Below are 20,731 nucleotides of genomic sequence, written 5' to 3' on the forward strand. Positions count from 1 at the left end.
TGGTGCAGACAGTAGGGAGTCATTGCCATGAAGGGAACTCTCAGGGCCCGCATTGCTCTCCTCTCGCTTTTGATGGCGGTTGCAATCGGCTCTAGCCTTGTCTGGTGGCTGCACAATCATCCCGAATTGACCCAGACATCGCCGGTCCAGTCGAATCCGCCAGCCGAAGCGAAGCGCGATGCACCGGCCACTTCAGCCGAGAAACCGGCCTCGAAATCAATCACTGCAACGACCGAAGCACTTAAGGATCTCGGTGCCCAGCTAGGCACGTTGAAACCTGCACCATCGGAGCCGGATCCCCAATTCGACGCCGTGCGTATCGATCCGAATGGTGATTCCGTCATCGCTGGCCGTGCGACACCAAATGCCACGGTAGAGCTTCTGCGGGACGGCGAGGTTCACGACAGAACTGTCGCGGATTCGACCGGGGCGTTCGTTTTCGTTCCGAAGCCACTCCCGCCCGGAAAGTTCGAGCTGAAATTGCGCGCGACTGAGCCGGGCGGCAAGCAGATGGTATCGAAGAATTCGGTCGCCGTTGAATTGGGCTCACCAGCACAAGAAAAGGCGGCCGCGGCGCTGGCGCAGAAGGCGCCGGCAGTCGTGCCGCCGCAGAAGCCGGCTGTCGCGCCCGAGGAGCCGGCGGCCGAGCTTCCAAAACCTGAGCCGCAAGCTGAAGCGAACACTCGTATCGACCTCGTCGAAGCGCAGGGCGGGGGCAAACTTTACGTGTCCGGCCGATCTGCGCCGGGCTCGACGGTTCGCTTTTATTTGAACGACGTGTATATCGCGACCGGTACAGCTTCGCCGGAAGGGCAAGTCAGCTTTTACATCGGTGGGGGCGTAAAGCCCGGCGAGTACCGGATCCGGTTGGACCAACTCGCCGCATCAGACAAGGTGCTGTCTCGTGCGGAGGTGCCTTTCAGCGCGCCTGCAACAGTGGTGACGAGCGCTCCCGCGAGGCCGGTGGCGCCGAGTACTTCGACATCTGAAACATCCGTCGCTGCGACACAGCCTCAACAAACGACGTCGGCGCCTGCAGCGACAGCGCCGGTGAAAGCTTCGCCGAAGACTCAGGCCGAGCTTCCTGCGTCGCCGCCGGTGGTTGCGGAGGTGACGCCGCGCGAAATTGCGAGCGCGGCGACCAGTCCTTCGTCGTCCACGCAACCGCCCGCCTCAAGCGAATCTCCCGCTAAAGATAGCCAATCGGTGCTCTCGAAGGCGGCCCAACCGGATGCGGCGAAGGCAAACCGGCCGGAACTCACTACAGGGAAATCGGGAACGGCAACACCGCCAAAGTCGGCCGCTGCAAGCGATCGAAGCGACGCCGTCGTTGTGCCGAGCATCGATACGAAAGTGGTGGTCCGCGGTGACAATCTGTGGCGGATCAGCCAGACGACATACGGCCATGGCATTCGCTACAGCGTGATCTACAGCGCTAACCGCGCTCAGATCCGCGATCCCGACCTTATTTATCCGGGACAGGTCTTTGTCTTGCCGAAGACGCAGCCGTAAGGTCCATTTAGGAGCAGCCGAGCATCGTTCGTCCGGATTCGAGCCCTCGCTTTAGAAGCTTGAATCACGGTGCGCGAGCAGCTTGAGCCTCTCGCGAATCGGCCGCTCAAGCTTGTGCGCCATACGCATTCGACCACCTTCCATCACAACGGAGCGCACCCACACCTCCCGGTTTGGACATCCACTCATAGGCCAGCATTTCTTCAAGATCATCCAAATAGGATTGATGAGGTGCGCACCTTCGCCTCCCCACAGCTCTTTCAGTTGAGCGTCGGTCAGAACGGCCGCGTCGAACACAAGAGATTCGGCCAAATCCAAAAGCGCCTGGCCTCGCGGCCTGCGGTTCGGCATCTGAGGCTCGAGCAGAATAGCTTGCCGGCAACACCGGGCCAGGCCTCCGCGGCAGCCTCTCGGGAGGGTCCGACGGCCTCCGCGGCTTCAGGATTCCGCCGGTCCGCCCTCAACGGGTGATTCCGGACGTTAGACGCTCATCCCTCAGCATGCGCCCGAAAAATCCGGCGCCCCTTCGGCGCTGGGTTTTCATTGACGAAGCCTAGAGCCCAAGCCCGATCGCCGGATCATGGAAACGCCCGGCTATTTTCTTCCATTGAGTTTCGCGCTTCGCGATGAACGCCCGAACGCCTTCCTTTGACCTTCATCGAAAACAGAGCGCCGTAGAGTTCTCGAAGTGCAGTCCTCGCTGAGCGGTTTGTCGGGCGCGCCGTTGACGGGGCATTTCGCCGCGATGACTGAAGGAAGCGCTTGCACGAATCCGCGCAATTGCTCTACGGCCCCCGGACTGTGCATTATTCTTGCACGCTTCTGCATTTCTGGCGAAAATGTCGTTGGTGCAAACAAGAGCAGTAGCATGCATGCGCTTACTGACGACTTCCGAAGCAGCTGAATATCTCCGCCTGAAGGAACGAAAGCTTTATGAGCTGATAAGCGAAGGGCAGGTTCCTTGCACGAAGGTGACGGGGAAATGGTTGTTTCCGAAGGACGAGCTGGATCTTTGGCTGGCTTCGAGCTTGATTCGGCCGGAAGGCATGCCAGCGACGGAGCCGATGCCGATCGTCGGCGGGAGCCACGATCCTTTGCTGGAATGGTCTTTGCGCGAAAGCGGTTGCGCGCTTGCGACTTTGCCCGAGGGAAGTGAGGCGGGGTTGCAGCGTTTTGCTCGCGGCGAACTGGTTGCCACAGCAATCCACTTACATGACCTGGAGAGCCAAAAGGTCGATGCCAACATTATAGCCATGCGCAGCCGCGCAAGGTTTCATGATGCCGCTCTGCTGGCATTTGCTCGTCGTGAGCAAGGCATCCTTGTCCCACTCGGAAATTCAAAGAATCTCACATGCATGCGCGATATAATACAAACGCGAGCGCGCGTCGCCCAGCGGCCGGCCGGCGCCGGCGCACAATTGCTACTGGAATCACTCCTGCATCGCGAGGATGCGGGGCTAGACCAGCTCAACATTGTCTTGCCGGCTTCGCCAACGGGATCAGACTTGGCGCAGGCGATTCGCGCCGGCCGGGCCGATTGCGGAATTGCAACACGTTCCGCCGCGACAGCCGCCGGGCTCGATTTCATTCCAATTGTTTGGGAGCATTTCGATATCGTTGTGCGGCAGCGCGATTATTTCCGGAAGCCCATACAATCGTTCCTGGCTTTCTTGCGAAGGTCCGATTTTGCACATCGAGCTGCTGAGATGGGCGGCTATGATGTCAGTGAGGCCGGCAACGTTCGTTATGCCCCTTGACCGATCAGGCTGCCGTGGTGGCCGGCTTCGCGCCCGTCATCAGTCGCCAGGCCGAAGCAAGTGCCGCGGCCGCATCATCGACATCCTGCTCGCTGGTGTAACGTCCGACTGACAGCCGTACGGCTCCCAAAGCTTCATCCGACGATATACCCATGGCTAGCAGGATGGTGGAGGGATCTTCTCTATCCGCATGACAGGCGGAACCAGTCGACGCAAAGACGCGTGGACAATTTTCGAGGAGCTTGCGGCCCGACACCTGGGGAAAGAGTACGTTAAGGGTGTTAGGGAGACGTTCGACGGAATGACCGACATGTTTCAGGTTCGGAATTTCGCGAACGAGCGCATGAAGCAGGCGGTCTCGCAGCATTGTCAATCGCTCCAGGTCGCGCTGCAGCCTTTCCGCCGCAATCGCGCACGCGCGACCAAGGGCAACAATGCCGGCCACGTTCTCCGTACCCGGCCGGCGGCCCTGTTCCTGGCCAGCTCCAACCAAAACAGGATCGAACCTGACGCCACGCCGAACGTAGAGCGCCCCGACGCCTTTCGGTGCGTACAGCTTGTGGCCTGCAATGGTGACAAAATCGACACCAATCCGTCGTACATCCAATGCGATTTTTCCGGCCGATTGCGCAGCGTCGATGTGAACGAGCACGTTCTTCCGCCGGGAAGCATGCGCGACCTCTTCGACCGGCTGCAGAACGCCGGTTTCGTTCTGAGCGTGAATCATCGTCACGAGCCCAGTTGCGTCATCAATCGCATCGATCATGGCCGCTGCCGGAACCTGTCCATTGGCGTCGGGAGCTATCCGGCGAACGTCGTGTCCGCGTCGCGCGAGCAACGCGCAGACGGATTCTGTCGCCGGGTGCTCGATCGCAGTCGTGACCACGGCCCGCTTTTCGGGCGCGCGCCGTGAGGTGCCTGCGATTGCAATATTGCTTGATTCGGTGCCGCCACTGGTGAAGACGATTTCATCCGCGCCAGCGCCGATCAAAGACGCGACATCGGCACGTGCCGATTCCACCGCATCGCGCGCATAACGTCCCAGAGCATAGGCCGATGAAGGGTTGCCGAACTGGCCGCGCAAATAAGGCAGCATCGCTTGCAACACATCGGGATCGACGGGTGTGGTCGCGTTATGATCGAGATATATCGGAGTCATCGTCATGTCTGGCAGGCATACGGGTCTTTATATCTCGACGCGGATCGATGGCGGGCCGGCTTCGATCCGGCCAACGATGCGCGCGAATGGATAGCCGTCGGCGACAATGCGCTCGACGTGTCCCGCGGCGCTGTCGGCTTTGCAGGAAATCAGAAGTCCACCCGATGTCTGAGGATCGGTCAGAAGGTGACGCTGCCAGTCCGGGCAATCGACCGGCAGTGTCACGCTTTCCCCGTAGCTCGCCCAGTTGCGATGCGAGGCGCCGGTGACGCATCCTTGTTGCGCCAGCATCGCGGCTTCGCTCAAAAATGGAACGCTCGTCAGATCGATTACGAATGTGGCGTTCGATGCGCGCGCCATTTCCAGACCGTGGCCGAGGAGGCCGAAGCCGGTGACGTCGGTCATTGCATGAACCGACGGCTCAGCCGCGAGCCCGGCGCCGACCCTGTTCAGCAGAGTGGTGGTGGCGACCATGTCGGCATAGCCGGCAGGCGGCAGCATTGCTTTCTTGATGGCGGCCGAATAGATACCGACGCCGAGTGGCTTGGTCAGGATGACCGCATCGCCCGGTTTGGCACCGGCGTTGCGGCGGACGTGTTCCGCCCGGCAGGTGCCGATGACGGCCAAGCCGTAGACCGGCTCCGGACAATCGATGGAGTGGCCGCCTGCGACCGGAATACCGGCCGATTTACAGACGGCAGTGCCACCTTCCAGAATCAGGCGCACCGTCTCGGCCGGAATCTTGTCCACCGGCATGCCGAGGATGGCCAGCGCCATGATGGGAGTGCCGCCCATCGCGTAGACGTCCGAAATCGCGTTCGTGGCGGCGATGCGACCGAAATCATACGGATCATCCACCATCGGCATGAAGAAATCGGTCGTCGCGATGACGCAGGTGCCGTCATCCAGCTTCCAGACCGCAGCGTCGTCGCCAGTTTCGACTCCGACCAGCAACTGCGGATAAATCGTGTTGCCAGGATGCCCGGACAGCAATTGCTGCAGAACGGAAGGTGCCAGCTTGCAGCCACATCCGCCACTGTGGGCGAGGCTGGTCAGGCGGATTTGCGGAACATTCATCATCGCGTCCTTTGGAGCAATCGTACCGTGCGTTTGTTGCGGCTTCCTCGAGACAAGTCAGTGCCGTTTTACGAGCTTGAAGATGAACAGTTCATCGTTGCGGGCCTGCTCGGCCAGCTCATGACCGGTTTGGCGAACAAAATGCGGCACGTCTATCACGGTCAGCGGGTCGGTGCATTCCAGAACAAGAATGCCACCGACCGGCAGCGCGACGAGAGCCTTCTTCGCGCGCAAAACCGGCTGCGGACAACGCAGACCGCGCAAGTCGAGGACCGTTTCGTGCATCGTTGACCGCAAGGCCCTTAATGATAGCGAAGGCAGCATTGCCACGCCGCCTTCGCCGATTCATCATCGCTCGGGTGGCTTCAGGCCGACAACTCCCGTGATGTGATGGTATATCTGAAGCCGTCCGGATCCAGACAATCGAGCCGCTCCGCCACCGTTTCCGCCTGCGGATACATCAGGAATTCCAGCATTTTGCCCGATGCGCCCGGCAAATTGATGTCATGCGCAAAATTATAGGCGAGCCAGTTGCCTTCCCACGAACCGAAAAGAGCGGCGCGCGCGGCAACCACTTTCGGATCGTTCAGGGCGAGATTGGCCGGCGGCTCCTCAAGCACGACTTTGCGGACATCGGCCGGATCGACAGCGATCCAGCCATGACCGGCGAGATAAACTTCGGCGCGGCAATGTTGCGCCTTGGTGACATTGTTCGAGCCGGCCCCCAAACTTTTGTAACCGAACTTGGACGGCGCGACGCGAAGGCCATAGACATCGCGCGCGGGCAGGCCGGCCGCGCGCGCGAGGCCAACATAGAGCGCGTTCAGGTCGGCACATTTCCCGGTCAGATCGCCGGATTTCAGCATCGCTGCGACGTCGCCGATGCCGCAGCCTCGGGTCTTTGGATTGCGTGAGCTGTTTTCGACCACCCAGTCATAGATCTTCCGCGCCTTTTCCAGGTCGGTCGTAGCGCCGACGGTGATCTTGTCGGCAAACTGCCTAACGATTCCATCAGTGGGAATCAGCGCTGTCGACTCTGTGTAAAGCTTGCGCTCGGCCTGCGAGAGCGGAGCTGCCTTGCCCGGCTTTGACAGATCGACGGCGCGATCTTGCGCTGAGAAGCGGCTGGTCACTTCCAGCACAGGCGCCTTCTCGCTTGCGTCCCATTCGGCATGCACGAACGCGGCCTGGTATTTGGGATCCTTCTTCAGCGAAACGGCTTTCGCGTTTGTCGTCCACTTGCTCTCGCCCGATTTGAACCAGTCGCCTTGATTCACTGAAGGCACCGGCACCCATACCTGCACTTTGCCCTGCGGTTTTGCGATTTCGACCTTGGTGAGAATTTCAAAATTGCGCCAGCCGGACGGCTTCGGCGCGAATGCCGCTTGCGCCTGCCCCATCCGGGGCAGCGCGGCGACGGCGGAAATGGCTATGCCGGCCTTCAGCAAATCACGTCTGTCGATTCTCATCTGGTCCTCCGTTACCTAGTTTGTTTGCAGATTTTTAGGGCCGGGCTGTTTTTCTCCGCACGGCTACCGGCAGCGCCTTCAGAATGTCGGTGATATCGAGACGATCCCATTCGATCTCGCGTTCCGCATAGACCCGGGCAACGAGATCGGAATCAAGCAGGAAGCTCGTCGGAAGAACATTTACGTCCCACGCCTTGGCGATTTGCCGGTCTTCATCAAGCACGACCGGAAAGCTCACGGGGGTCTTCTCGAAAAAGCGCCTGACACGTGAGCTAGGCTCGTTGACGGAAACCGAGATAATTCGCAGCGATCCCGCTTTCGGATTCTGGGCCAGACGTTCGAGTGCCTGCATTTCCGGCCGGCATGGTTCGCACCAGGTGGCAAAGAAGTGCACAAGCACGGGCTGGCCCGAATAATCGGATAATCTCCAAACCTTGCCTCCGATATCTCTCAGGGCGAATATCGGTTGAATTGATCCCGACCAGGGCTGAAGCCTTGACTGACTCCCTTGTTTATCGGCCGCAGGAGCATCGCCTGCGGTGATCCAAGAGAGGACAACGGCGAATGCCAGCATGGGCAAGCGGCGACGGAGATTCGTACCGCAGGACATGTCGCCAGAAAGAAAGCCCCGATCCTCGGGAGCGGTCCCGGTCACCACGTTGCAAGCATGGCTAACACGCTGACGTCTGGTCAACTCCTATTTTTGGTCTCGTAGCAGGAACATATTAAAACATATTCTTACAGAGTGAGTCCGAATTATAGCCAGCGCCTATCCGAATTTTTGAGGGGTGACTTCGAAAATCGTGCATTCAAATGCGTGGCCGATACTTTGGGCGCATGCATATGGATGCGTGTTTGACTTTGGAATTATACAAAGTAACGTTGCATTGACGAACTTCGGGTTCGGGACCGTCCCCCGGCGGGGGCCAATCTGCGAGGAAACGTCGATGAATATGGAGCTCTCGCGGCGCTCATTTATGAAGGGCGCGAGTGCGGGATTGGCAGGCACAACAATCGGCGCGCTTGGATTTGGTGAAATCGAAGCTGCGCATGCCGCAATGATCCGGCCATTCAAGCTCGCGCAAACCAAGGAAGCCCGCAGCTCTTGCCCTTACTGTGCAGTCTGCTGCGGCATGATGATCTTCTCGGCCGAGAGCAAGACCGAGAAAGGCAAGATGGAAGTTACCCATATCGAGGGTGACGTCGACCACCCGGTGAACCGCGGCACCCTGTGCCCGAAGGGCGCGGGCGCCCTCGACTACATCAGGGCGAAGACCCGGGTTAAACACCCGATGTATCGCAAGCCCGGCAGCAACAAGTTCGAGCGCGTCTCCTGGGACTTCGCGATGGATCGCATCGCGAAGCTGATGAAGGAAGATCGCGACGCTAACTTCGTCGAAAAGAACAGGGACGGCGTGACAGTCAATCGCTGGCCCACCATGGCATTTCTGTCGGGCAGCTCCTGCACCAACGAAACCGGCTGGCTCACATACAAGGTCGCTCGCGGCCTTGGGATGTTACAGATCGAAAACCAAGCAAGGATATGACACGGACCGACGGTGTCCAGTTTGGGCCCAACATTCGGTCGCGGTGCAATGACGAACAGCTGGACGGACATCGGTAACGCCGATCTCGTCTGGATCATGGGTGGAAACGCCGCAGAGGCTCATCCCTGCGGATTCAAATGGGTCACGGAAGCCAAGCACAATCGTGGCGCCAAACTTATGGTTGTCGATCCGCGCTTCAATCGATCGGCGGCCATGGCGGATCATTACGCGCCGATTCGTCCGGGGTCGGACATCGCGTTCCTGTCGGGCGTGGTGAATTACCTGCTGACGAACGACAAGATCCACAAGGAGTACGTGCGCCACTACACCAACGCGGCCTATGTCGTGAAGGAGGGCTATGCCTTCAACGAAGGCTTATTCTCCGGATATGACGAGGAGAAGCGCACCTACAACCGCAGCTCCTGGGAATACGAGATTGGCCCGGACGGGTTTGCCGTGCGTGACATGACTCTCGAAAACCCGCGCTGCGTATTCCAGCTGATGAAGAAGCATTTCGAGCGGTACACGCCCGAACTGGTCGAGCGCGTCAGCGGCACACCCAAGGACAAGTTCCTGAAGGTTGCCGAATGGGTCAGCTCGACTGCTAACGGCGAGCGTGCCATGACGATCATGTACGCGCTCGGCTGGACGCAGCATTCGCACGGTGCGCAAAATATCCGCACCGCCGCGATGATCCAGTTGTTGTGCGGCAATATTGGTGTTCCCGGCGGCGGCGTAAACGCATTGCGCGGTCACTCCAACGTTCAGGGCATCACCGATGTCGGCACACTGACGGCGGCAGTTCCGGGCTATCTGGCATTGCCGACCGAAAGCGAGCCGACGCTTGAATCGCATCTCGGCAAGCGGACCTTCAAGCCGCTGCAGGCCAACCAGACGAGCTATTGGCAGAACTACAGGAAGTTCTATGTCAGCTTCCTGAAGTCCTACTTTGGTGCCAAGGCGACTCCGGAAAACGAGTTCGGCTACCAATGGCTGCCGAAGCTCGACGTCGCCTATGATGCGCTTCGCATGTTCGATGTCATGCATCAGGGCAAGACCACCGGCCTGCTTTGCCAGGGGTTCAATCCGTTGATGTCGATCGCCTATGCAAACAAGACCAGAGCGGCTCTTTCGAAGCTGAAATTCCTGGTCAGCATGGATCCGATCGAGACGGATACGGCTCGGTTCTGGGAAAATCACGGCGAGTTCAACGATGTTGATCCCGCCAAGATCCAGACCGAAGTGTTCATGCTCCCGGTGACATCGTTTGTCGAGGAAGAGGGTAGCTTCACCAACTCCAGCCGGCTCATCCAGTGGAAGTGGCGGGCCGCGGATCCGTATTTCGAGTCCAGAAAGGACGTTGAAATCCTCTCGGATCTGTTCTCCCGCATCCGCAAGATGTACGAGAAGGACGGTGGCAAGGCGGCCGAACCTCTCCTTGCGATCAACTGGCCCTATAAAGACCCGAGTCACCCGTCTGCCGATGAGCTGCTCAAGGAGCTCAATGGCAAGGCGCTGGTGGATCTCAAGGACGCAGACGGCAAGGTCGTTCGCGCCGCCGGACAGCAGCTCGCCAGCTTCGGCGAAATGCGGGACGACGGTTCGACCGACGGCTCGATGTGGATCTACACCGGGGTCTACGGTCCGGCGGGCAACTTCGCCCAGCGCCGCGACAACAGCGATCCGTCAGGTCTCGGAGTCTACGGAAACTGGGGCTTCTCCTGGCCGGCCAATCGCCGCATCCAGTACAATCGCGCATCTGCGGATCCGCAAGGCAACCCATGGAGCGATAAGAAGAAGTACATGTTCTGGAACGGTTCACGCTGGACCGGACCGGACGTGCCGGATTACGTGCCGACCATTCCGCCGGAACGGGCCACCGGTCCGTTCATCATGAACCCGGAAGGTGTGTCGCGCCTGTGGGTTCGCGGCTTGATGGCCGACGGACCATTTCCGGTCCACATGGAGCCGTTCGAGTCGCCGCTGCCAAACAACCCAGTATTCCCGAAAATACGCGGCAATCCGGCGGCCCGGGTGTTCAAGGGCGATATGGAAGTCTTTGGCAATGCCAAGGAATTTCCGATCGTCGCGACCACCTATCGTTTGGTGGAGCACTTCCACTTCTGGACCAAGGGCGTCCACGCGAACGCGGTCATGCAGCCGGAGTTCTTCGTGGAGATGTCGGAGCAACTCGCCAAGGAGAAAGGAATCAAGCTCGGCCAGATGGTCCGCGTCTGGTCCAACCGCGGCGAGGTCAAGGGCAAGGCCGTTGTTACCAAGCGGCTCAAGCCGCTGCAGATTGACGGCCGGACGGTTCATACCGTGGGCTTGCCGCTCAACTTCGGCTTTATCGGCGAAACGAAGAAAGCATCGCCGATCAACTCGCTGACGCCGGCGGTGGGCGATGCAAACGCTCAGACACCGGAGTTCAAGGCGTTCCTGGTCAATATCGAGCCCATTGCCGGGCCGGTGGCATAGAGGGGAGGGCAAGAACATGTTTCCACCTATTGCAAACCCCACGACGCAACCGACGGCTCCGAAGTTCGGTGAGCAGGATCTGATCCGCCGCTCGGCCTCCAACATCACGCCTGCCGCGAAGCGGCAGACCGAGGTGGCGAAGCTGATTGACGTGTCCAAGTGCATCGGTTGCAAGGCATGCCAGGTGGCATGTCTTGAATGGAACGATCTCGTAGAGGAGGTCGGTGTCAATGTGGGCGTCTATGACAACCCGCACGATTTGACACCGAACACCTGGACGCTGATGCGTTACACCGAGTACGAGAATCCGGAATCCGGCAATCTTGAGTGGCTGATCCGAAAGGACGGCTGCATGCATTGCGAGGACCCGGGTTGCCTCAAGGCGTGCCCGGCACCAGGCGCGATCGTGCAGTACTCCAACGGAATCGTCGATTTCGTGAAGGAGAATTGCATCGGTTGCGGTTATTGTGTGAAGGGCTGCCCGTTCAACATCCCGCGTATCTCCAAGGTCGATCACAAGGCTTACAAGTGCACGCTCTGCTCCGATCGGGTTGCGGTCGGCCAGGGGCCGGCATGCCAGAAGGCATGTCCGACACAGGCCATTGTGTTTGGCACCAAGGACGAGATGAAGAAGTGGGCCGACGATCGCATCAAGGATCTGAAGTCGCGCGGGTTCAAGAATGCCGGCCTCTATGATCCGCCGGGTGTGAGCGGAACGCACGTCATGTACGTGTTGCAGCACGCGGACAAGCCGCAGATTTATGCCAACCTTCCCAACAATCCGTCGATCAGCCCGATCGTCGAAGCGTGGAAAGGCATGACGAAGTACGCAGGCTTGGCGGCAATCGGCGCGTTTGCCGCGTTCGGATTCCTCCATCACGTCGTATCGGGTCCCAACAGGGTATCCGAGGAGGATGAGAAGAACGCCAAACGTCTGACGGAGGAACAATCGCGATGAGCAGTTACGAAGTTGCTCCCGGCGACAGCGTTCACGCCGGCAATCCTGTCAGGGTGGATCGCTACACGACCGGCGCACGGATCAACCACTGGATCACGGCCGCAAGCCTTGTTCTGCTGGCGCTTTCCGGCTTGGCGTTGTTTCATCCCAGCCTTTACTTCCTCACCGGCCTGTTCGGTGGCGGAGGCCTGACTCGCGTGATCCATCCGTGGATCGGGGTCGTGTTGTTCTTCAGCTTCCTGGGTCTGTTCTTCCGCTTCTGGAAACTCAATCTCTGGGAGCGGACAGACAGTGTGTGGATGTCGAAATTGCGCGATGTACTCGCCGCTCACGACGAGAATCTGCCTGAAGTCGGAAAATACAACGCCGGCCAGAAGATGGTGTTCTGGTCAATGTCGCTTCTGATCATCGTGTTGATCACCAGCGGCGTGGTCATCTGGGACCAGTATTTCGGCGAGTATTTCACAATCACGCAGAAGCGTATCGCGGTTCTGATTCATGCTATTGCCGCGGTTACCGCGATCTGCGTCTGGATCGTTCACGTTTATGCAGCGATCTGGGTGCGGGGCACGATCAGCGCCATGACCCGCGGGCAGGTGACCGGCGGGTGGGCTTGGCGTCACCATCGCAAATGGCTGAAGGAACTGGTTACGGGTAAATCCTGAACCGCAGCATATATGGCGCCGGCATATAATTGCCGGCGCCGGCAAGGAAGACCGCGTGACCCGTGAGGTTCGTGAGGAAGAGTGATGTCGCGAGTCGAAACGCCAGAAGCTGATCCATCCGCTGTCGGTACGATCCCAAAGCCTCCTTTTGTACGGCTTTCCGACCCTGTCGAGCTCTTTGCTGCCCGCGCTGGGCGCTTCCGCGCGCTCGCGGAAGGCCATGATCTTGCACCCTATCTGCACTTTCTTGCAGAACTGTGCGAGGCGCAAGCGACGATGCAGGATGGGCTGGCCGAACCAGAAGCGATCGACGCCGAAGTTCTTGCGCGCGCGCATGAGCATGCCATGCCGCCGCTTGATCGCGGCAGGTTTGCGGTGGACACGGTCTTTGCGGCCACCTTCGACCGTCTGTTAGCGGCCGCGGAGCAAATGAACATGCCGCCGCAGGCCGCGGCGGCACGCGATCGCGTGAAGTTGATGGACGCGGCGCTGCGCGAGGAAATGGTGCACAACGTCCTTGCCGAATCCATTCCGGTCGAGACGCTGGCCGAGCATATCTTTGTCGCCGCCGCCCTGCAGGTGCATTTTGCCCGTCTGGCCGCGCGCCTCGATCCCAAAACTCTTGTATCTGTTGGCGATAGCCTTTGCCCGTCCTGCGGCGGTGCGCCGTCATCAACCGTGATCGTCCGATGGTCGGTCCCGGAGGGCGCGCGTTATTGCTCATGCTCTCTGTGCGGAACACTCTGGAATCACTTGCGGTCGAAATGCACGTTGTGCGGGGCCACCAAGCAAATCCTTTTCCAGGAAATCGAGGGAAGCGGCGGCACCGTCAAAGCCGAGACCTGCGACGATTGCCGCGGTTACATGAAGGTCCTGTATCAGACCAAAAACGATGCGCTCGATCCGGTCGCCGACGACGTAGCGACGCTTGGCCTCGATCTGCTTGTGCGTGAGCTTGGTTTCCGCCGCGGAGGCGTCAATCCGTTTCTGATCGGTTATTGACGGAGGCCAGATGTGCACAAGGACGCCACTCGCCTCAGACGCATTCCGTCGGTTGACGAAATACTGAAAACCGCAGTGGCGGTGGAAGCCATTGACCGCTTTGGCCGTCCACTGGTTGTGGCTGCCATTCGCGGCGAAATCGACGAGGCGCGCAAGGCACTTGGCGCCGGCCAGAATGCTCCAATCGGCGCTCATGACATCGCTACATCCGCGCTAACGGAACTTGAAGTCGAATCCCGCCCGAATGTTCGTCCGGTGTTCAATCTCACGGGCACGGTGCTTCATACCAATCTCGGCCGTGCGATCTTGGCGGAAGCCGCAATCGAAGCCGCCACTGTCGCCATGCGTGAGGCGCTTGCACTTGAATTCGACCTCAAGGAAGGAAAGCGCGGTGAGCGTGACTCTCTGATTCGCGAGCTTTTGTGTGAATTGACCGGCGCCGAAGACGCGACGGTTGTCAACAACAATGCCGCCGCCGTCCTTTTGGCGCTCAACACGCTTGCAAAGGGCAAGGAGGCCATCGTATCGCGCGGTGAACTGATCGAAATCGGCGGCGCCTTCCGTATGCCGGAAATCATGTCGCGCGCTGGAGCAAGATTGGTCGAGGTCGGCACCACCAACCGCACACATGAAAAGGACTATGTCGGCGCGATCGGACCGAAAACCGGGCTTATCCTGAAGGTGCATACCTCGAATTACCGGATTTCCGGCTTCACAAAGGAAGTGCCGGCAAAAAAACTGTCCGAGATTGCCCGCAAAGGCAACGTGCCGCTGGTGAACGATCTTGGCTCCGGTACGCTGATTGATCTCGCGCGTTATGGTCTTGCACATGAGCCGACGGTCGCTGAGGCGGTCAGCGAGGGCGCCGATCTGGTGACGTTTTCCGGCGACAAGCTGCTGGGCGGGCCGCAGGCCGGATTCATTGTCGGCCGGAAGGAGCAGATCGAACGAATCAACAAGAATCCGATCAAACGCGCGCTGCGTATGGACAAAATTCGACTGGCCGCGATCGAAGCGACATTGCGACTCTATCGCGATCCTGATCGGTTGGCCGAAAAGCTGCCGACGGTCCGGCTACTGGCCAGGACAAAAGCCGATATCGAGGCGTCGGCAAAGCGTTTGGTTCCCGTGATCGGCCGTGCCGTTGGTCCGGCCTTTGCAGTGAATGTGATTGATTGTGCAAGCCAGATCGGCTCCGGCGCAATGCCCGAGGAAGCCATCGCGAGCGCCGGTATTGCCATTCGGCCGAAGGCGGGAAAAGGCAGCGGCCGCGCGCTTGCGACACTTTCCTCGGCGTTCCGCTCGTTACCGGTGCCGGTGCTTGGCCGTATCGACAATCAGACTTTCATTCTGGATCTGCGTTGCCTGGAAGAGGATGGAAGCTTCATCCGCAATCTTGTGTCGTTCAAACACAAAGGTAGCCAGTGATGCGCTGGCTCACTCGTATCTCGGCGCGCAAATCCAGGCCTGCCCAGGAGCAATCCGTGGCCGATACGATGGCGGCCGCATTCGACGCCGCGCAGCGCAACGATTATGAGACTGCTCTTTCAATCTGGGGGACACTTGCCCAGCAGGGCGTTGCGCGTGCGCAGAACAACGTCGGCGCCTGTTTTGCCGAGGGCATGGGTGTAGAGCGCGATCATACGCTCGCGTTCAAATGGCTTACGCTGTCTGCGCAAGCTGGCGATCCCGTTGGCCAGCGCAATCTCGCGGCGCTTTACTTCAAAGGGGAGGGCGTCGAATCTGATCCGGCACGAGCGGCAGAGCTTTATCGCAGCGCGGCGGAATCCGGCGATGCGCCGGCCCAGGACATGCTGAGTTGGATGCTGCTTGAAGGAGACCTGATCGCGCCTGACCATGTGGAGTCGCGACGCTGGGCGGAAGCTGCAGCAGCCCAAGGTGTTGCTGCGTCGATGACCAGGATCGGCATGATCTACCACAACGCGCTTGGTGTAGAACGAGATCCAGCCGCGGCGGTGCGGTGGTGGGACAAGGCTGCTGCGCGCGGAGATGCGGATGCGCAGGCCATGCTCGGTGCAGCGTTCCACTTGGGTGCTGGCGTGGCGCGCGACCCGGTGGCTGCGATGACCTGGCTGCTGCGTGGCCAGGAGGGGGGTAGCGAACTTGCCACTCCGTTCCTTGACGCTGTGCGCGCGAGTCTGGCGCCAGCTGAACTGGATCGCGCGGTCGCACTGGCCGAGCAACCCTTGCCGGAGCCCGTGGCATGATCATTGGCACGGCAGGTCATATCGATCATGGCAAGACGTCGCTCGTGCGCGCGCTCACCGGTGTCGACACCGACCGACTCAAGGAAGAAAAATCGCGTGGTATTTCCATAGATATCGGCTTCGCCTATCTGCCGGTCGACGACAGCCGCATCATTGGTTTCGTCGACGTACCGGGACATGAGCGTTTTGTCCATAATATGCTGGCGGGCGCGACAGGAATCGATTTTGTCCTGATGATTGTGGCTGCGGATGATGGGATCATGCCACAAACCAGGGAGCATCTGGCGATCATTGATCTGCTCGGCATCGATCGTGGGATCGTGGCCCTGAGCAAGAGCGATCTTGTCGATGCCGATCAGATCGCGCGGGTGACCAACGAAATCGCAAATGCACTGCTGCCGACATCTTTGAAAGATATCGAGATTGTGCCGGTTTCATCGACCACCGGACAGGGGGTGGATGCACTGCGGCAGAAGCTTTTCGATGCCGCGCGCACGCTCGGGATCCGGGCCAACAAGGGTCGGTTCAGGCTCGCCGTCGATCGTTCGTTCACGCTGCACGGCGCGGGTACGGTGGTAACCGGGACCGTATTGTCCGGGCGTGTTGCGGTCGGGGACCGTGTGACGGTCAGCCCCTCGGGGGTGGAGGCGCGGGTTCGGTCCCTGCATGCGCAGAACCGCGCCGCGGAGTTTGGGCAGCCCGGTGATCGCTGCGCTCTCAATCTGGTCGGTGAGAAGATCACCAAGGATGTGATTTCGCGCGGCGACGTTGTTCTCGATCCACAGCTGCACGCGCCTGCGGACCGGATCGATGCCGAATTGCGGGTTCTTCAATCTGAAACCAAGGCTATAGGTCAATGGATGCCGGTGCGGCTCCATCATGCGGCGGCAGAGACGGGTGCACGCATTGTGCTGCTGCAAGACACGCCCATCGAGCCCGGAAGCACGGCCTTTGTCCAGCTCGTGCTTGAGTCTCCCATCGCCGCGGCCGTTGGCGACCGCTTTGTGGTGCGCGACACGAGTGCGCAGCACACCATCGGCGGCGGTCGTTTTCTCGATCTGCGGGCACCTGCACGCAAGCGGCGGACGACAGAGCGTCTCGCGCAACTGCAAGCGCTTGCCATCGCTCAACCTGAAAAGGCATTGCTCAGTCTGCTCGATCGAGATCCGAGCTATACTGATCTTGATGCATTCGCCCGCGATCATGCGATGGCGCAGGCGGAACTCGAAGCTATTGTCGAGCGCAATGCGCTTGTCCGAATTGCCGTGTCGAAGACGACGCTGGGTCTTTCACCGGCGAGCTGGCTGCGGCTGAAGCGTAGTTTGATCGCGGCGCTTGAGAGATTCCATGCTGAAAATCCTGATCTCGCCGGGATCGGACTAGAGCGGTTGCGTCTGCAACTTGAACCACGCCTGCCGGCTCCTGCCTTCGTCGCCATGCTCCAGAATTTGCAGCGTCGCGGCGAGATCACCCTCGACGGTGCATGGGTCAAGCTGCCGGGCCACGAAGTGCAGCTTACGCTGCGGGATGAATCGCTATGGGCGCGGATACGCCCGCTCATCAGCGGTGCGGAGCGCTTCCGCCCCCCGCGTGTGCGCGACATCGCGGGTCTCCTCGACGTGCCGGAAACGGAGATGCGGCGTCTTTTGAAGCTTCTCAGCCGGATCGGACAATTGGATGAAGTTGCTCACGATCATTTCTTCCTGCGTGGCACCGTCGCGGAAATGGTCCAAATAGCTAGGCACTTGGCGGAGTCCGCGAAAAGAGGGGAATTTTCCGCCGCGCAGTTTCGCGACCAGCTCGATAATGGCCGCAAAGTCGCCATTCAGATTCTCGAATTTTTCGATCGTCACGGTGTGACGCTGCGCCGCGGTGATCTGCGACGCATCAACAAGCATCGTCTCGACCTGTTTCGCCTGCCAGCCGGCGAGAACGGCGAGCCAAAGTCTGTGCTTTCAGGAGGAGAAACGTCCCCGGTGGGGCGTCCGGACTTCAAATCCGGGAAGGGCCGCGAGACGGTTCTTAGTGGGTTCGACTCCCACTCTCTTCCGCCACTTTCCCGAAGGACCGCACGATGAGCATGAAGCCGATCGACAATTATCTTCAAAGGCTCGACTCGACGGCGCGCTCTAAGAGCGCATCAGAAGATGCATATCGCCGCGAGGCGGCCGAGCGGATCAAGGAGCTTGAGCGCGCGCGCGCCTTCTCGTTCCGGCGGCTGGCTCTTGTGAGGTCTGTCGCAGAGGCCGTGGCCGGCGCCAAAGATGAGGCAGAGGCCGCCGCGCGGGGATCTGCGGCGTTTCTGCGGGAAATCGGATGGACCGGCGCAACCGAGTCACAGCGCGAAGTCCTGGAGCGCTTCAGCCCGATTATTGCTTCGCTTTGGGAGATGTGCCGCGACGAGCCGCCGGCAGTCGACGTGCATGGCATCGACGACGATCTTGCCGCGTTTGAGACTTGGTTCGCGCAGAACCGGAACGGTTCTTTCCTGAGTCTGATGGATGCAGAACCCCTGGAGCTGCCGCTTGTCGAAGTGTGAATCGTTGCCAAGTGGTGCGTTTCTTTTTGACCACTGGGTGGTGGAAGAATTCCGCCGGTTGGATGGTTTCACGGCGCTTGTGGTGCTTGTCGGAATCGGCGACACCACCGTGTCCCCGCTGCGATCGACCTTTATGCATGTCATCGGCGAGGAACTGGACTGGATGGAGTTTTGCAAATTGCTCGCCGGCGCTGGCGTCGCCTGGGACGGCGTGCTGTTGGAGACTGTATCCGCGAAGGATGGCGGTCCGGTAACCGACGCTGAAGCACGCGCGGCGTTGCGGGCGTTAGAAAAGCGCGTGGTCGAAGACCGCCTGGTCATCAATGAGGGTCATTTTTTCGATAAATGGGGGCGCCGGTTGAAAATCGAGGAGGCGTTGCCGCAATGAGCGTAGCGCTGCGCATTCTTGATACGGCAGAAATGCCGGCGCGCTGGAATGTCGCGATGACGGCGGCGCTGACCGAGCTGCACCGCGCCGGGCGGATCGCCGACACACTGCGTTTTCATCGCTATCCGGCTGCTGTCCTTATCGGGCGGCATCAGAATCTCGGGCAGGCGGTCCATGTCGGCAGGTGCCGAGCCGCCGGAATCGAACTTGCGCGACGCGTGACGGGCGGTGGCGCCGTCTATATGGCACCAGGTGCTCTTGCTTGGGATTTGGTCATTGGGCGCGATACTGTCGGCTCTCGACTCAATCACGCGGCCGCTGCGGTCGGCGAAGCTGTAGCCGCAGCTTTGGCACGTCTCGGCCTGCCTGCGCGCTACCGGGCTGAAAACGAAATTGAGATCGCAGGCCGCAAGATATGCGGTATGAGCGGCTATTTCGACGGCGGCACGCTGGTTTATCAGGGAACGATACTCACCGACGCCAGTCTTTCGAACATGTCTCGGTTTCTGAAGCTGCCTTTGAAGCGCACACAGTCACTCCGTCACGACCTCAGAGAGCGGCTGGCGACTGTGACGGAAATTCTGGGGCGAAATCCGGATCCGGGTGAGATCGAAAATGCAATAGAGGCGGAACTTGCCCATGCGCTTGGTAGGTCGTCCATACGGCGAGACCTGACGGTCGAAGAGAGGGAGCTGGCCGAAGAATGGCATCGCACGGAATTTGGGCTGGAGTCTTTTGTGAGCGGCTGCGATCTGCCGAGCGAGGAAATGACGATGATTGGACGAGACGGCTGTGTCCATGCCTATATCAAACTCATTCCCGGTTCGGAACGCCTCATTGATCAGATATGGCTTACGGGAAATTTCAGCGTCTCTCCGTCCCGGACGATTCCCGATCTGGAAGCCGCGCTGCGCGGAATGCCAGTGCAGCATGCATCCGAACGGACGGTCGAAATCCTGTCCAGTAGACAGATCGAAATGCGCGGTGCCTCTTGCTGCGACCTTGCGGCAGCAATTGCAAAGGCGGCGGTCGGTGGTTGCGGCCGGCGAACGAAATCCCTGTGAAACGACGACTTCTTATCGTCCTTCTGAACACCGACCCGCGAAATGTGGAGGAGCTCGCCGCGCCCTTCTACCATGCTGCCGTAGCGGCTGCGATGGATTACGAGGTTGATGTTGTCTGCACGGCGACCGCCGGAAAGCTGATGATCAAGGGTGTCGCCGAGAATCTGCACGCCAAGGCCGGACATCCCATGACTGTACACGACTGGATCAAGGAGGCGCATCAGCATGGCGCGCGCTTCTGGGCGTGCCCTGCCAATCTTGATTTGTTTGATATCACTGAAGAGGATTTAATTTCTGAGTGCAGCGGCATGATGGGTGCGGCTTCCATGATCGAGGGAATCATGGAGGATGACTGTCGGGTGCTGACCTATTAGGAGAGTGGGGTGGTTGCGGTTCGCGGATGCATGTTTCCAGATAACCTGCTCTACGACGTTCCAAATCACACTTGGTACAGTCCGGATAAAGACGGTCTTGTCCGCGTAGGCATGACCCAAGTGGCCATCGCGCTCGCGCGCGAAGTGCTGGTGTTCACGCCCAAGCGTGCCGGCCGTGTGTTTGAAGCGCAACGTTCCATTGCCACGATCGAGAGTGCCAAATGGGTTGGCGTTGTGCGCGCCGCCTTTGATGGCGAGGTGGCTGCCGTCAATGAGGGATTGGTGGCACGACCCACTACGGCGAACTACGATTGTTACGGCGAGGGTTGGTTAATGCTTGTGCGACCAGCGAAAGGCGACTGGCAAGCCGGCCTGGTCACTGGTGCGGCGGTAGGGCCAGCATATGAGGACTGGATGGAGAACGAAGGCTATCCAGGTTGCGGCGGCTAGCGAGAGTGCGATTGCAGGAGGGCCTCGCACCCGCGAATTCAGGTCTTTTTGACATACGGCAAGA

At 59.7% G+C, this 20,731-nt stretch carries 19 protein-coding genes, 1 tRNA gene and 1 pseudogene; 15 read left to right on the plus strand and 6 right to left on the minus strand.

The genetic code is table 11. The features are described from left to right. The first annotated feature begins 27 nt into the window (after positions 1–27). Positions 28–1,512, plus strand: a complete 1,485-nt coding sequence (locus RO009_10015) for a LysM peptidoglycan-binding domain-containing protein (GenBank protein ID MDT3685364.1) — start codon at positions 28–30, stop codon at positions 1,510–1,512. 51 nt (positions 1,513–1,563) lie between these two features. On the opposite strand, the gene RO009_10020 is transcribed toward RO009_10015, so the two are convergent. Beyond that, positions 1,564–1,863: a hypothetical protein gene (locus tag RO009_10020; GenBank protein MDT3685365.1), complete on the minus strand. Its 300-nt coding sequence runs from the start codon at positions 1,861–1,863 to the stop codon at positions 1,564–1,566. A 521-nt stretch (positions 1,864–2,384) separates the two neighbouring features. Between RO009_10020 and RO009_10025 the strand changes: the two genes are divergently transcribed. Then, positions 2,385–3,269, plus strand: a complete 885-nt coding sequence (locus RO009_10025; protein ID MDT3685366.1) for a helix-turn-helix transcriptional regulator — start codon at positions 2,385–2,387, stop codon at positions 3,267–3,269. Positions 3,270–3,273: 4 nt separating this feature from the next. On the opposite strand, the gene RO009_10030 is transcribed toward RO009_10025, so the two are convergent. From RO009_10030 to RO009_10050, 5 genes are read right to left on the minus strand one after another with little or no spacing between them, the layout of a single operon-like run. Further along, entirely contained in the window at positions 3,274–4,434 is a 1,161-nt protein-coding gene (locus RO009_10030) for a cysteine desulfurase family protein (protein MDT3685367.1), read from the minus strand. A gap of 21 nt (positions 4,435–4,455) precedes the next feature. Further along, positions 4,456–5,505, minus strand: a complete 1,050-nt coding sequence (gene selD, locus RO009_10035; protein ID MDT3685368.1) for a selenide, water dikinase SelD — start codon at positions 5,503–5,505, stop codon at positions 4,456–4,458. Positions 5,506–5,562: 57 nt separating this feature from the next. Beyond that, positions 5,563–5,829 carry a sulfurtransferase TusA family protein gene (locus RO009_10040; GenBank protein ID MDT3685369.1) on the minus strand — a complete coding sequence of 89 codons (267 nt, stop codon included), beginning with the start codon at positions 5,827–5,829 and terminating at the stop codon, positions 5,563–5,565. 41 nt (positions 5,830–5,870) lie between these two features. Beyond that, a complete protein-coding gene (locus RO009_10045) occupies positions 5,871–6,974 on the minus strand; it encodes a transglutaminase-like domain-containing protein (protein MDT3685370.1) in 1,104 nt (367 codons plus the stop codon). Between the two features lie 34 nt (positions 6,975–7,008). Beyond that, the gene (locus RO009_10050) at positions 7,009–7,548 is read right to left on the minus strand and encodes a TlpA disulfide reductase family protein (protein MDT3685371.1); all 540 of its coding nucleotides are present in this window, start codon (positions 7,546–7,548) and stop codon (positions 7,009–7,011) included. Positions 7,549–7,921: 373 nt separating this feature from the next. Here RO009_10050 and fdnG point away from each other — a divergent pair, with 373 nt between their 5' ends. The 13 genes and pseudogenes from fdnG to RO009_10115 all read left to right on the plus strand — a co-directional run bounded on the left by fdnG (position 7,922) and on the right by RO009_10115 (position 20,667). Then, positions 7,922–10,999 carry a formate dehydrogenase-N subunit alpha gene (gene fdnG, locus RO009_10055; protein MDT3685372.1) on the plus strand — a complete coding sequence of 1,026 codons (3,078 nt, stop codon included), beginning with the start codon at positions 7,922–7,924 and terminating at the stop codon, positions 10,997–10,999. A 16-nt stretch (positions 11,000–11,015) separates the two neighbouring features. Beyond that, complete coding sequence (gene fdxH / locus RO009_10060) at positions 11,016–11,957, plus strand: formate dehydrogenase subunit beta (protein ID MDT3685373.1); 942 nt, start codon at positions 11,016–11,018, stop codon at positions 11,955–11,957. Further along, entirely contained in the window at positions 11,954–12,622 is a 669-nt protein-coding gene (locus RO009_10065) for a formate dehydrogenase subunit gamma (protein ID MDT3685374.1), read from the plus strand. Before fdxH ends, RO009_10065 begins: the two co-directional genes overlap by 4 nt. Positions 12,623–12,706: 84 nt before the next feature. Further along, a complete protein-coding gene (gene fdhE, locus RO009_10070) occupies positions 12,707–13,624 on the plus strand; it encodes a formate dehydrogenase accessory protein FdhE (protein MDT3685375.1) in 918 nt (305 codons plus the stop codon). A 12-nt stretch (positions 13,625–13,636) separates the two neighbouring features. Next, the gene (gene selA, locus RO009_10075) at positions 13,637–15,052 is read left to right on the plus strand and encodes an L-seryl-tRNA(Sec) selenium transferase (GenBank protein ID MDT3685376.1); all 1,416 of its coding nucleotides are present in this window, start codon (positions 13,637–13,639) and stop codon (positions 15,050–15,052) included. Continuing rightward, positions 15,052–15,852, plus strand: coding sequence for a tetratricopeptide repeat protein (locus RO009_10080; protein ID MDT3685377.1), 801 nt, complete (start codon positions 15,052–15,054; stop codon positions 15,850–15,852). The genes selA and RO009_10080 overlap by 1 nt, the downstream gene beginning before the upstream one ends. Continuing rightward, positions 15,849–17,681, plus strand: a pseudogene (gene selB / locus RO009_10085) (selenocysteine-specific translation elongation factor). The gene RO009_10080 and the pseudogene selB overlap by 4 nt, the downstream one beginning before the upstream one ends. 129 nt (positions 17,682–17,810) lie before the next feature. Then, positions 17,811–17,906 (plus strand) — tRNA-Sec (locus RO009_10090). Between the two features lie 20 nt (positions 17,907–17,926). Then, complete coding sequence (locus RO009_10095) at positions 17,927–18,391, plus strand: hypothetical protein (GenBank protein MDT3685378.1); 465 nt, start codon at positions 17,927–17,929, stop codon at positions 18,389–18,391. Further along, positions 18,354–18,779 carry a hypothetical protein gene (locus tag RO009_10100; protein MDT3685379.1) on the plus strand — a complete coding sequence of 142 codons (426 nt, stop codon included), beginning with the start codon at positions 18,354–18,356 and terminating at the stop codon, positions 18,777–18,779. Before RO009_10095 ends, RO009_10100 begins: the two co-directional genes overlap by 38 nt. A gap of 56 nt (positions 18,780–18,835) precedes the next feature. Beyond that, positions 18,836–19,843 (plus strand): hypothetical protein, encoded by a 1,008-nt coding sequence (locus tag RO009_10105; GenBank protein MDT3685380.1) that lies wholly within the window; start codon positions 18,836–18,838, stop codon positions 19,841–19,843. Continuing rightward, positions 19,840–20,217, plus strand: a complete 378-nt coding sequence (locus RO009_10110) for a DsrE/DsrF/DrsH-like family protein (protein MDT3685381.1) — start codon at positions 19,840–19,842, stop codon at positions 20,215–20,217. The genes RO009_10105 and RO009_10110 overlap by 4 nt, the downstream gene beginning before the upstream one ends. Before the next feature lie 9 nt (positions 20,218–20,226). Beyond that, entirely contained in the window at positions 20,227–20,667 is a 441-nt protein-coding gene (locus RO009_10115) for a glycine cleavage system protein H (GenBank protein ID MDT3685382.1), read from the plus strand. The last annotated feature ends 64 nt before the right edge of the window (positions 20,668–20,731 follow it).

The sequence above is a fragment of the Pseudorhodoplanes sp. genome, from assembly GCA_032027085.1.
Taxonomy (GTDB): domain Bacteria; phylum Pseudomonadota; class Alphaproteobacteria; order Rhizobiales; family Xanthobacteraceae; genus Pseudorhodoplanes.